The sequence below is a fragment of the Pseudosulfitobacter sp. DSM 107133 genome, assembly GCF_022788695.1.
Classification (GTDB): domain Bacteria; phylum Pseudomonadota; class Alphaproteobacteria; order Rhodobacterales; family Rhodobacteraceae; genus Pseudosulfitobacter.
Genome location: NZ_CP085154.1, coordinates 1,469,285 through 1,482,216 on the forward strand (window position 1 = coordinate 1,469,285; position 12,932 = coordinate 1,482,216).

12 protein-coding genes are annotated in these 12,932 nt (G+C 61.9%); 11 read left to right on the forward strand and 1 reads right to left on the reverse strand.

All coding sequences use genetic code 11. From position 1 onward, the window contains the following. The first annotated feature begins 107 nt into the window (after positions 1-107). The 8 genes from DSM107133_RS07295 (at position 108) to rarD (ending at position 8,429) form a co-directional block, all read left to right on the forward strand. Positions 108-1,352: a sarcosine oxidase subunit beta family protein gene (locus DSM107133_RS07295; RefSeq protein WP_114291612.1), complete on the forward strand. Its 1,245-nt coding sequence runs from the start codon at positions 108-110 to the stop codon at positions 1,350-1,352. 103 nt (positions 1,353-1,455) lie between these two features. Continuing rightward, the gene (locus tag DSM107133_RS07300) at positions 1,456-1,785 is read left to right on the forward strand and encodes a hypothetical protein (protein WP_114291611.1); all 330 of its coding nucleotides are present in this window, start codon (positions 1,456-1,458) and stop codon (positions 1,783-1,785) included. A gap of 99 nt (positions 1,786-1,884) precedes the next feature. Beyond that, entirely contained in the window at positions 1,885-2,214 is a 330-nt protein-coding gene (locus tag DSM107133_RS07305) for a sarcosine oxidase subunit delta (RefSeq protein ID WP_114291610.1), read from the forward strand. A 73-nt stretch (positions 2,215-2,287) separates the two neighbouring features. Beyond that, positions 2,288-5,308 (forward strand): sarcosine oxidase subunit alpha family protein, encoded by a 3,021-nt coding sequence (locus DSM107133_RS07310; protein ID WP_114291609.1) that lies wholly within the window; start codon positions 2,288-2,290, stop codon positions 5,306-5,308. Beyond that, positions 5,301-5,870 (forward strand): sarcosine oxidase subunit gamma family protein, encoded by a 570-nt coding sequence (locus DSM107133_RS07315; protein ID WP_114291608.1) that lies wholly within the window; start codon positions 5,301-5,303, stop codon positions 5,868-5,870. Before DSM107133_RS07310 ends, DSM107133_RS07315 begins: the two co-directional genes overlap by 8 nt. Before the next feature lie 303 nt (positions 5,871-6,173). Next, positions 6,174-6,524 carry a hypothetical protein gene (locus DSM107133_RS07320; protein WP_243253590.1) on the forward strand — a complete coding sequence of 117 codons (351 nt, stop codon included), beginning with the start codon at positions 6,174-6,176 and terminating at the stop codon, positions 6,522-6,524. Positions 6,525-6,776: 252 nt separating this feature from the next. Then, positions 6,777-7,376 carry a superoxide dismutase gene (locus DSM107133_RS07325; protein WP_114291606.1) on the forward strand — a complete coding sequence of 200 codons (600 nt, stop codon included), beginning with the start codon at positions 6,777-6,779 and terminating at the stop codon, positions 7,374-7,376. Between the two features lie 111 nt (positions 7,377-7,487). Then, positions 7,488-8,429, forward strand: coding sequence for an EamA family transporter RarD (gene rarD / locus DSM107133_RS07330; protein ID WP_240310343.1), 942 nt, complete (start codon positions 7,488-7,490; stop codon positions 8,427-8,429). Here rarD and DSM107133_RS07335 read toward each other — a convergent pair. Beyond that, a complete protein-coding gene (locus DSM107133_RS07335; RefSeq protein ID WP_114291605.1) occupies positions 8,366-8,914 on the reverse strand; it encodes a TIGR00730 family Rossman fold protein in 549 nt (182 codons plus the stop codon). The genes rarD and DSM107133_RS07335 overlap by 64 nt on opposite strands. 131 nt (positions 8,915-9,045) lie before the next feature. On the opposite strand from DSM107133_RS07335, the gene DSM107133_RS07340 reads away from it, so the two are divergent. From DSM107133_RS07340 to DSM107133_RS07350, 3 genes are all read left to right on the forward strand, one after another. Beyond that, positions 9,046-10,638 (forward strand): LysM peptidoglycan-binding domain-containing protein, encoded by a 1,593-nt coding sequence (locus DSM107133_RS07340; RefSeq protein WP_114291604.1) that lies wholly within the window; start codon positions 9,046-9,048, stop codon positions 10,636-10,638. A 65-nt stretch (positions 10,639-10,703) separates the two neighbouring features. After that, on the forward strand, positions 10,704-12,554 hold the full coding sequence (locus tag DSM107133_RS07345; protein WP_114291603.1) for an ABC transporter ATP-binding protein/permease: 1,851 nt from the start codon (positions 10,704-10,706) through the stop codon (positions 12,552-12,554). Beyond that, complete coding sequence (locus DSM107133_RS07350; protein WP_114291602.1) at positions 12,554-12,889, forward strand: hypothetical protein; 336 nt, start codon at positions 12,554-12,556, stop codon at positions 12,887-12,889. The genes DSM107133_RS07345 and DSM107133_RS07350 overlap by 1 nt, the downstream gene beginning before the upstream one ends. Positions 12,890-12,932: the final 43 nt, after the last annotated feature.

Here is a 12,932-nt window from a genome sequence, read left to right on the forward strand (position 1 = left end):
CGCAAATCTGTTAGAAAGTGCCGCGAAGAGTATCCTTTCAGGTTGCACTCTCACTCAATACAGAAACAGCCGAATGCCTTGCCCCGAATCCCGTCAGGACCGTGCCCATGAAACGCTATTCCGCCTTTGCCATCGCCCGCGAGGCCGCGCGCCATCACACAGGATGGGATCGCGCATGGCGCGACGCCGAGCCGAAGAAGAAATACGATGTGATCATCGTGGGCGCAGGCGGTCACGGGCTGGCCACGGCCTATTACCTTGGCAAGAACTTCGGCATCACCAATGTGGCGATCCTGGAAAAGGGCTGGCTGGGGGGCGGCAACACCGGCCGCAACACCACGATCATCCGGTCGAACTATCTGCAGGACCCGTCGGCGGCGATCTACGAGAAATCGCGCAGCCTTTACGAGACGATGAGCCAGGACCTGAACTATAACGTCATGTTCAGCCCGCGCGGCGTGATCATGCTGGCACAGACCCAGCACGAGGTGCGCGGCTATCAGCGCACGGCGCATGCGAACGCGCTGCAAGGGGTCAAGACCGAATTCATCAGCCCCCAACGGGTCAAGGAACTGGTGCCGATCATCAACCTCGACGGTCCGCGCTATCCGGTGCTGGGCGGCCTGTGGCAGGCCCGCGGCGGCACAGCCCGCCACGATGCGGTGGCCTGGGGCTATGCGCGCGCCTGTTCCGACATGGGCATGGATGTGATCCAGCGCTGCGAAGTCACCGGTGTGCGCACCGAAGGCGGCAAGGTGGTCGGCGTCGACACCTCGCGCGGGGCCATCGACTGTGACAAGCTGGGCGGCATCGTTGCGGGCCATTCGGGCCATCTGTGCGAAATGGCGGGCTTCCGTCTGCCGCTGGAATCCGTCGCCCTTCAGGCGCTGGTCAGCGAGCCGATCAAACCCTGCATGGACGTGGTGGTTATGGCCAATACGGTGCACGGCTACATGTCGCAGTCCGACAAGGGCGAGATGGTCATCGGCGGCGGCACCGACGGCTATAACAATTACACCCAGCGCGGAAGCTTCCACCATATCGAGGAAACAGTGCGTGCGCTGGTCGAAACCTTCCCGATGGTCTCGCGGCTGAAAATGCTGCGCCAGTGGGGCGGCATCGTGGATGTGACGGGCGACCGCTCGCCCATCCTGTCAAAGACGCCGGTCGAGGGCATGTTCATCAATTGCGGCTGGGGCACGGGCGGTTTCAAGGCAATTCCCGGCTCGGGCTGGGCCATGGCCGAGCTGATGGCCAAGGGCCATTCGCCGCTGACCGAAGAGTTTTCGATGCACCGCTTCCGCGAGGGCAAGTTTATCGACGAAAGCGTCGCCGCCGGGGTGGCACACTGATGGCAGCATTGGCAGATTTTCGCCGCAGCAAATTGAGGCTCAGGAACCGAACCGAACGTGCCGGCGTTCTCCTTGCAACGTTGATCAAGCAAGGAGACGACCAATGGCCGACTATGAAACGACACGCACCACGACCAATGAGCCTGTCCATTCGACCACGACAACGACCCGTTCGGGCGGCAGCACAGGCGTCGCTTTTGTCGTCGGCGCGCTTGTCGTCGTCGTGGGGGTGCTCGCCTATGTCATATATGGCGGCGATGCCGACACAGCCAGCGGCGCGAATGACATCAACGTCACCATCGAAGGTGCCGGCGACGCGGCACAAGACGCAGGCCAAGCCATCCAGGGCGCTGCCGAAAGCGCAGGCGACGCCGTTGAAGGCGCAGCCGACAGCGTTGGCAACGCAGCCGAAGAAGCCACAACCGGCAACTAAGCGCGCCATCCGCGCGACCTTCGACACGCATCCTGACAGGGGCGCGCGCAGCCATGCGCGCGCCTTTATCATGTCCCCCCATCAAAACGAGGCCCGCCCATGCTGATCCTGACCTGTCCCTGCTGCGGCGTGACCGGCGAAGAGACCGAGTTTCACGCAGGTGGCGAAGCACATCTGAAACGCTTTGGCCCCGGATCGACCGAAGACCAGTTCGAAGAATACCTGTTCATGCGCGAAAACCCGAAGGGCGTGCATTTCGAACGCTGGCGTCACAACAACGGCTGCGGCAAGTGGTTCCACGCCGCGCGCAACACCACCACGCTTGAGGTCTATGGCACGTATGCGGCCCAGACCCATGAACCGCCCCAGGACCTGCGTGACAAGATCAGCGCCAAAGTTCCCGGCTGGTCATGGAGAGAGTTCCAATGACCGATCTTCATCTTGCCCAGAAAACTCCCGCCGGAGGCTCCCGCAGCCACCGCACGCGCAAAGGTCTGAAAACATGAGCACACGTCTTGCCACAGGCGGCCGCCTGCTGAACAAATCCCGCGCCGTGCAGTTTACCTTTAACGGCAAGCACATGAAGGGCTTCGAGGGCGACACGCTGGCCTCGGCCCTGCTGGCCAACGACCAGATGCTTGTGGGCCGCAGTTTCAAATACCACCGTCCGCGCGGTATCGTCGCCAGCGGTGCAGAAGAGCCCAACGGGCTGGTGAACCTCGGGCAGGGTGGGCGTTTCGAGCCGAACCAGCGCGTGACAACCACCGAGTTGTTCGAGGGTCTGAGCGCCAAAAGCCAGAACCACTGGCCCAGCCTTGAATTCGACGTGGGTGCGATCAACGCCCAGATGTCGCGTTTCATGCCCGCCGGCTTCTATTACAAGACATTCATGTATCCGCGCCCCTTGTGGAAACACGTTTACGAACCCTTCATTCGCAAGGCTGCCGGTCTTGGTGCCGCGCCCACAGAACGTGACGTGGACACCTACGAGCATTTCTATGCCTTCTGTGATGTGCTGGTGATTGGCGGCGGCGTGGCGGGCCTTCAGGCGGCCAGGGCCGCGGCAGACACCGGCGCGCGTGTGATGTTGATCGAACAGACCGCCCATTGGGGCGGGCGCGCACCCGTGGACGGCGGCAAGGTTGCCGGCAAGCCTGTGGATAACTTCGTGGATGAAACCGTAGCCGCTTTGCAGGCCATGGAAAATGTCACGTTGCGCCGCCGCATGATGGGGGCGGGTGTTTATGACCATGGCTATGTTCTGGGCTACGAGCGTTTGAGTGATCACGCGCCCGGAACAACCGGACCACGCCACCGTTTGTGGCGCATCCGTGCGGCGCAGATCGTGACCGCGACAGGGGCCATCGAACGCCCGCTCAGCTTTGCCGGAAACGACATTCCCGGCGTCATGCTGGCCTCGGCCGTGCGCGACTATGTGACCAATTTCGGGGTGTCGCCGGGCGACCGCACAGTTGTTGTGACCAACAACGACAACGCTTACCTTACGGCAATCGCCTTGAAACACGCGGGTTTGGACGTTCCGGCCATCCTCGATGCGCGGGTTCTGCCCACCGACAGCGCGCTGATGGAGCAGGCCAAGGCCTTGGGCATCCGGGTGCTGATGGGACACGGTGTTTCGACTGTTATGGGCGGCAAGCGCGTCAGCGGTGTCGCGGTCTGTTCGCAAGCCGGCGAAGGCGCGGTTCTGGAAGAGATCCCCTGTGACGTCGTGGCCATGTCCGGCGGCTGGTCGCCGGTGGTGCACCTGTGGTCGCATTGCGGTGGCAAACTGGTCTGGGACGGGGCGCAGGCCGCGTTCAAACCGGATGTGGACAAAGCGCCGACAGGGGCCGACGGCAAACCCTTTGTGACCGCCGCAGGCAGTGCCAGTGGCGCGCTGTTGCTGGGCGATGTGCTGGCCGATGCCGATGCCGCGGGCAAGGCCGCAGCAACCGCTGCGGGCCACAAGCCGGGCCGCAGCGCTGCCAAGGCCCCCGAAGGCAGCCATGCCCCCGAGGCTCCGATGGCGCCGGTCTGGCTGATGCCCCACGGAGCGGGCATCAAACTGCGCAGCAAGGCGTGGCTGGACTATCAGAACGACGTGAAAGTCAGCGATGTGCAACTGGCTGCCCGCGAAGGGTTCCAGTCGGTCGAACACGCCAAGCGCTATACCACGCTGGGCATGGCAACCGATCAGGGCAAGCTGAGCAACATCAACGGTCTGGCGATCCTGTCGGACAGTCTGAACCAGCCGATCCCGCAGACGGGAACAACCACCTTCCGCCCGCCCTATACCCCGATTTCCATGGGGGCGATCGGCGGCGAGGCGCGCGATGCGGTGTTCCAGCCGTTGCGGCGCACACCCATGCACGACTGGCACGACGAAAACGGCGCCGAATGGGAACCTGTCGGCCAGTGGCGTCGCCCCTATGCCTATGTGCGCAGCGGCGAAAGCACCCATGACGCGGTGATGCGCGAAACCAAGAACACCCGCGACAACCTGGGCCTGCTGGACGCCAGCACGCTGGGCAAGATCATCGTGCGCGGGCCGGACGCGGGCAAGTTTCTGGACATGATGTACACCAACATGATGTCCAACCTGAAACCGGGCAAATGCCGCTATGGTCTGATGTGCGACGAGAACGGCTTTTTGATCGACGATGGCGTGGTTGCACGCATCGACGAGCAAACCTGGCTGTGCCACACCACCACCGGCGGCGCCGAGCGCATCCATGGCCACATGGAAGAATGGCTGCAAACCGAATGGTGGGACTGGCAGGTCTATGTGGCCAATGTCACCGAGCAATATGCCCAGATCGCGGTTGTGGGTCCCAACGCCCGCGCAGCACTTGAGCGTTTGGGCGGCATGGATGTCAGCGCCGATGCGCTCGGCTTCATGGACTGGGCCGACGGCACGCTCGGCGGCTTTGACGTGCGGGTCTATCGCATTTCGTTCTCGGGCGAGCTGAGCTATGAAATCGCGGTTCCGGCGTCGCAGGGCCAAGCCCTGTGGGATGCGCTGATGGCTGTGGGGGCTGATCTGGGTGTGATGCCTTATGGCACCGAATGCCTGCACATTCTGCGCGCTGAAAAAGGGTTTATCATGATCGGTGATGAATCCGACGGCACGATTATTCCTCAGGACCTGGGCCTGCACTGGGCGATTTCCAAGAAGAAAGAGGACTTTATCGGCAAACGGGGGCAGGAACGCAGCCACATGGTTGATCCGTCCCGCTGGCAGCTGGTGGGGCTGGAAACCGTCGACGGTTCGACATTGCCCGACGGGGCCTATGCCGTGGCCGATGGCACCAACGCGAACGGGCAGCGCGAAACACAGGGCCGCGTCACCTCGACCTATCATTCGCCGAATCTGGAGCGTGGCATTGCCATGGGGCTGGTGTTGAACGGGCCGGACCGCATGGGTGAGGTTCTGAGCTTCCCGGGCACCGATGGCACTGAATACAAGGCCAAGATCGTCAGCCCCGTGTTCTATGACCCCGAAGGGAACAAGCCGAATGTCTAATATTGTCAGCGCTTTGAACCAAGCAACCTACACCGGCGGCATCGCCGAGGTGCGCGAGATCGGCCTGCAAGGCATGATCACCCTGCGCGGAGACATGTCCAGCGCGGCCGTCAAATCCGCCGCCACCGGCGTGGCGGGCGTCGACATGCCTGCGCCAAATCATGCCAATTGCGTGGGCCAGCGCGGCATCTGCTGGATGAGCCCGGACGAGTTGCTGGTGCTGTGCCCCTATGAGACGGTCGCGGACAGTCTTGTGAAAATGCGCAAAAGCCTGGCCAAGGCCCATGCGCTGAAGGTCGACGTTTCGGACGCCCGTGCGGTGTTTGACCTGAGCGGTCCAAATGCGCGTGAAGTGCTGGCCAAACTGGTGCCGGTCGACCTGTCGCCCGCCGCGTTCAAAGAGGGCATGTTCCGCCGCTCGCGGATGGCGCAGATCCCGGCGGCCTTCTGGCTGCACGCGCCAGACACCTTCCGCATCATCACCTTCCGCAGCAACGCGCAATATGCATTCGATCTGCTGAAAGTGGCGGCACAGCCGGGGTCTGAAGTCGGGTATTTCTAAGCGGGACCAAGGACTGCGCCATGTGGTCCTCGGCGCCTGCTAGAACGGCGCACTATGTGTTTGCGCTGAAGACGCGTCGGGGCGGATGACATTCTAGGAATAATGGGTCCTGTGTCTAAGTTGATATTTTCGGATTTTGGGTCGGTTCCAGCTTGCTTCTAAAGCACCTTAACGCATAGGTTGTATCTGTGTGATTGAGGAAAGTAGTTTATGTTTAGATACTTGCGGTCCGTTGCTAAGGCCATCTCTTTTTGGATGTTGACCTGCAGTGGGGCCCTCGCGGGTATCTTTTATGAATGCGACATGAATACGAAAGTGTCCAACGGTTGGGTGTCGCCAAAGGTTGGCCTGATATTTGACGATGCGGGCAAAATCACCGTCATCGACGGCGCGATCCTTACTTTCATTGGGGCCCCGATTTCCGCGCGTGGCCGCAAGACCGGTGACACGTATCGGGTGACATGGACAATCGCCAATGCCACTGACGCTAAGGGCGAGGTTGTTCCTACATTTAGCTATGTAGCCAGACTGAACACGTCGACGCAGGCGATTTCGGTCGTGGCGAAACCCGTCGGTTTTCCGCAACGGTTTTCCGCGAAGGGTAAATGCATCCCCCGAACCAAAGCGCCCAAAGGGTTTGAGTTTGTAAAATGATGCTGAAGACCATTATCCGAGCCTGCGCCTTCGCGGCTGGGCCGGATCGTAGACCCTTCCATCCAGCCCGGAATTAAGGTGCGCTGCCCTTTGATGCACGTCACATAGTGTGCGCACCTTAGCTTGGCCGCCGCGTGCAAAGTCACAATCCAATCTTCTATGGAACCTTTCCCCGTCTCATGCCTTGATATTGCAGAAGCTGACGCTTTCTGTCAGTCAGAGGACATTCAATATTCAAAGGGGGCCCGAACCATGGCTTTTGAACTTCCCGACCTTCCCTATGCGCACGATGCACTTGCCGCCAAAGGCATGTCCGCCGAGACGCTGGAATTCCACCACGACATTCACCACAACGCCTATGTCACCAATGGCAACAAGGCGATTGAAGGCACCGAATGGGCCGGCAAATCTCTCGAAGAGATCATCAAGGGCACCTACGACCCCAAGGCTGTCGCCCAATCGGGTATCTTCAACAACATCAGCCAGTTGTGGAACCACAACCAGTTCTGGGAAATGATGGGCCCTGACGTCAGCAAGATGCCCGGCGAACTGGAAAAAGCGATCACCGAAAGCTTTGGCTCGGTCGACAAATTCAAGGACGACTTCAAAGCCGCGGGCGCGGGCCAGTTCGGCTCGGGTTGGGCATGGTTGGTGAAAGACACCGACGGCAGCCTGAAAGTCACCAAGACTGAAAACGGCGTGAACCCCGTGTGCTTTGGCCAGACCGCGCTTCTGGGTTGCGACGTGTGGGAACACTCCTATTACATCGACTTCCGCAACAAGCGTCCCGACTATCTGACCAACTTCCTCGACAATCTGGTCAACTGGGAAAACGTCGCCTCGCGCATGTAATCACTGCGACCGACCACTGCTGCAAGCGCCCCGCAGGAGACTGCGGGGCGTTTCGCGTTTGACGGGACGTTTGCGCTTGCAGGGGCCGCGTAATCGCGGTCTTGATGCGCCATGCGAAACACCCCCCTGATCCTGTCTCCGCAGACCAAAGGCGTTCTGGCCGGAATTGGCGCCTGCACCATCTGGGGGCTGTCTCCGATGTTCTACAAACAGGTGGCCCATGTTCCGGCCATCGAAGTGCTGGCGCACCGCACGGTCTGGTCGCTGCTGTTCTTTGGTGGCGTTCTGGCGGTGCAGGGGCGGTTGGGGCTGGTGCGCGCCGCGCTGGACACCCCGGCCAAGCTGGGCACGATGGCGCTGGCGTCACTGATGATCGGGATCAACTGGTTTCTGTTCATCTGGGCCGTGGGGGCCGGGCGCACCACCGAAAGCAGTCTGGGCTATTATATCCTGCCGCTGGTCGCGGTGGTGATCGGGCGGGTGGTTTTTGGCGAGGCACTGAAACCCAGCCAATGGCTCGCCGTGGCGCTGGCAACGGGGGCGGTGGTGTTGCTGACCGTGGGCTTGCAGGCCCCGCCGTGGATCGCGCGGACGCTGGCGGTCAGCTTTGGCCTGTATGGTCTGATCAAGAAACGGCTGGATGTTGGGCCGGTGGTGTCAGTCACTGCCGAAGTCTTGCTGATGGTGCCCATTGCGCTGGCCGTGATGTTGCAATCGGAACACAGGGGCGGGTCGGCGTTTCATGCCGGGGGCGAAACCATGGCGATCCTGCTGGTTTCGGGGCTGATCACGGCGCTGCCGCTGATCCTGTTCAGCTATGCCGCGCGACGGGTGCGCATGACCTCGTTGGGGCTGGTGCAGTACCTCAACCCCACATTGCAGTTTTCCTGCGCGGTCTTTGTCTTTGGAGAGCTGTTTACCGGTTGGCACAAGATTGCGTTCGGCCTGATCTGGGTTGCGCTGGCGATCTATGCCGCCAGCATGTTTGCTCAGGACAGGGCGGCACGCAGGGCAGCGATTGCGGCGGCGGTATCGGGCACAGGCGTGACATAATCCAGCAGGCTGGCATCGGCAAAGCCCTGATCGACGACATGCCTCAGCAGTTGCATGAACGGGTCCCAATAACCGTTTGAATTCAAAACAACTACCGGCTTTTCATGCAGGCCCAGCTGGCGCCAGGTCAGCACTTCGAAAATCTCGTCCAGCGACCCGGCGCCGCCGGGCAACAGGACCACCGCATCGCAGTTCATGAACATGACTTTCTTGCGCTCGTGCATGGTCTCGGTGACGATATAGCGGGTCAGATCGACCTTGCCGACTTCCCATGCCACCAGATGCGCGGGGATCACGCCAAATGTCTCGCCACCCGCCGCCTGGGCGGCCCGCGCCACGGTGCCCATCAGGCCCACATCGCCTGCGCCGTAGACCAGCCGCCAGTCGTTTTCAGCCAGCGCGTTGCCAAGCGCGGTGGCCTGTTTGGCATATTCAGGATCGGTTCCGGTGCGCGAGCCGCAGAAGACACAGACAGATTTCAGCATTTTTCACCTCAGAGGCTTGAAAATAAACGGGGTTGTCATCGCTAGGCTTTTGACCGGTGTTAGCGCGCTTGATATGTAACCTCAATGGCAACTCAGCCAACTGGGGGGCGCCGTCCGGGCGCGTATACGACATGAGCAAGTTTTCAGCAGTATCGGGCGCGCCCGCGGGTGTCGCCGTCGCCATTGTGGTGGTGGCTGTGATCGGTGGCGGTCTATATTTTTTCCGCCCCGATACCGGTGAAGCGCCGGTTCCGGTGATGCAGGCGGCTGACAGCGGGACCGAAGCGGCAAAAGTGCCCGCCGACACTGCCAAAGTTGCCGCCGTTGACGCGCCCAAGGGGGACACAGCCGACGTGCCCGAAGCTGTCGACACGCCGGTCCCGCCCAGCATCGACGAAGTGCGCCTTGAAGCGGATGGCATTTTTGTCGTCGCCGGACGCGCGGCCCCTGACAGCACGGTTGCGGTGCTGCTGGACGGTGTTGAAAACACCACGACCCAAGCCAGCGGGCAGGGTGCCTTTGCCGCCGTGACGATGATAGACCCCAGCCCACAGCCGCAGGTTCTGACCGTGATCCAGCGCGGCGCGGACGGCGATATTGCGGGCGTGGAAGAGATCGTGCTGGCACCTATGGCACCGAAACCTGTGCCCGAGCCTGAGGGGGCGCCAGAGCAGGTCGCCGCAGCGCCGCAGGCCTCCGAGGATGCCGCGCAAGCCGCTGACACTCCGGCCAATGCCGTTGATCCCAAGCCCGAAGATGTGGCCGCCAGCACCGTGGCCACACCAGAGGGCCGTCCCCCCGCCGAGACGCCTGCGATGGCGGATTTGAAACCGGACACAGCGACAGCCAGCACAGAGGCACCGGCGGCAACCGCGCAGGCTGAAACTGCGGTACCAGCCGCGACCGCGCAGGCTGAACCCGCTGCGACAGAGCGACCAACCGTGACCGCGCAGGCCGAGCCTGCCGGAGCAGCGCCGACCGCCGCACCCGCGGCAGAAAACACGGACAGTTCTGCGCAAACCATGTCAGAAGACACCGCACAAGCGACGAACGCGACCGAGAAACCGCAACAGCGCGCCCAGGTCGCGGAACCCGCAGTGGCACCAGAAACAACCGGCAAAATCCCCGAGCCTGCGGCGCAAACCCAGACGGCAGACCAGACTGCTCAACCTGAAACAGCCCCTGCCACAGCCAGCGTTGCCATCCTGAAATCCGACGCCGACGGGGTCGAACTGGTCAACCGGCCCTCGGCCCTGACCAGTTTGAACATTTCCATCGACACCATCGGCTATGCCGACGATGGCGGTGTGCAACTGTCTGGCCGCGCAACGGGGCGCGACGGTTCTGTGCGCGTCTACCTTGATAACGCGGCCATCATCGACCTACCGGTCGACGCCCGTGGCCGCTGGCGGGGCGATTTGCCCCATGTCGATGGCGGCGTCTACACCCTGCGTGTTGACGAGGTGAACGCCGCAGGCGAGGTTGTCAGCCGCGCCGAAACCCCGTTCAAACGCGAGGACCCTGCCGTCTTGGCGGCGCAAACCGGCCCGCAGGACACGCCCGTCAAGGCGGTGACGGTCCAGACCGGCAACACCTTGTGGGCCATTGCGCGTGACCGCTATGGCGAGGGGATCCTTTATGTGCGCGTTTTCGAGGCCAACCGCGATGCGATCCGCGACCCTGATCTGATTTACCCCGGTCAGGTCTTTAACTTGCCCGACTAACCCCGCAGCACTGGCAACCGCCTGTTCATCCGCCTATGTAATGGGCAAGCAAGACAGGACCTTTCATGCCAGCCGACACAGCCAGCCCCACCGCAGAAACCGACGCTGCGGCCCAAGCCGAACTTGACCGTCAGGAAAACGAAGCCGAACGCCGTTCGGGCTGGCGTACCATTCGCAAGGTCATGCCCTATCTGTGGCCGGACAATCAGCCCTGGGTCAAACACCGCGTGGTCTGGGCCCTGGTGGCACTGCTGGCATCGAAACTGGTGTCGGTCTACATCCCCATCATCTTTCGCGATGCGGTCAACGTCCTTTCGGGCGAGGGTGTATCAGAGCTGGCATTGGGGGCGGTCGGTCTGACGGTCGCTTACGGCGTTGCGCGCCTGATGAACGTGGGTTTCCAACAGTTGCGCGATGCGATTTTTGCCCGCGTGGGACAACGTGCCCTGCGGATGCTGGCGCTGGAGACCTTTGAACATATCCACCGCCTGTCGATGCGCTATCACATCACCCGCAAGACCGGCGGGCTAAGCCGGATCATCGAGCGGGGTGTGAAGGGGGTCGATTTTCTGCTGCGTTTCCTGCTGTTTTCCATCGGTCCGCTGGTGCTGGAACTGCTGCTGATCGGGATCATCCTGACGGTTCTGTTTGACTGGATTTATCTGGCCATCGTCGCCTTTACCATCGCGCTCTATGTCTGGTTTACCTTCCGTGTGACCGAATGGCGCGTGAAACTGCGTCGGGTGATGAACGACCAGGACACCGACGCCAACCAAAAGGCGATCGACAGTCTGCTGAACTATGAAACGGTCAAATACTTCGGGGCCGAAGCCCGCGAGGCAGGCCGCTATGACAAGGCCATGGCGGGCTATGAAGAGGCCGCAATCAAGACATCCTATTCGCTGGCCTTCCTGAACTTTGGCCAGTCGTTCCTGATCACCTGCGGGCTGGTGGGGGTCATGGTGATGGCCGCTGTGGGCGTGCAGAATGGCAGCTTGACCGTCGGGGATTTTGTCATGGTCAACGCCTATATGATCCAGATCACCCTGCCGCTGAACTTCCTTGGATCGGTCTACCGCGAGATCCGGCAGGCGCTGGTGGACATGGGCGAGATGTTCGATCTTCTGGAACAGCCCGCCGAGGTGACGGACAAGCCCGACGCCAAGCCGCTTAAGGTTAACGGCGGGCGGATCGAACTGGAGGACGTGCACTTTGGCTATGACAGCGAACGCGCAATTCTCAAGGGGATCACCCTGACCGCAGAGCCGGGGGAAATGGTGGCCATTGTCGGCTCGACCGGGTCGGGCAAGTCGACCATCGGGCGGCTGTTGTTCCGGTTCTATGACGTCGGCAGTGGCGCGCTGCGCATTGACGGGCAGGACGTGCGCGATGTCACGCAAACCAGCTTGCACGACGCCATCGGTGTGGTGCCCCAAGACACGGTTTTGTTCAATGACACGATCCGTTACAACATCGCCTACGGGCGCGGTGGGGCCACGCAGGACGAGATTGAAGCTGCGGCGAAATCGGCGCAGATCCACGACTTTGTTCTCAGCCTGCCGGATGGTTATGACACCGCAGTGGGCGAGCGGGGACTAAAGCTTTCAGGCGGCGAGAAGCAGCGCGTGGGCATTGCGCGCACATTGTTGAAAGACCCGCCGATCCTGTTGCTGGACGAAGCCACCAGCGCGCTGGACAGCGAGACCGAGCAAGAGATCAAATCGGCGCTGATGGCCGCGGGGCGGGGGCGCACGGTGCTGACCATCGCGCACCGGCTGAGTACCATTTCCGAGGCGGACCGGATCATCGTGCTGGAAAAGGGCAAGATCGTCGAACATGGCACCCACGAGGCATTGCTGGCGCAATCGGGGCGCTATGCGCAGCTGTGGAATCGCCAGCAGTTTGAAGAGGACTGATGCCACCCAGGGACCATCCGCAAACACCGGACGGGCGCTATTTCGTCTCCAGGGGCAAGCTGTGGCGCATGACGGATCCGGCGCTGCCCGATGATGTGCGTCGGGCGGCCATCAAGCAGATGATGCGCGCGCGGCTGGACCTGCGCAGGGCCGGGGATGACGCGGCAGCGCAGGACGCCCGCGCCCGCGTGGACGCGGCCAAAGTTGCCTTGGGCGAGCGTGGGCCGATCTGGTGGGACGGTGGTGCTGCGGACGAAAGCGGGACCGCGCCGGAAGCGTCCAGCTATGCGGCGTGGTGGGCCGCGCTTGACCCGGAAAGCCGCGCCAAGGGATAGGTCGCGTTATTCTGCGACGTCTTCACCCGTCCCGCCCATCTCT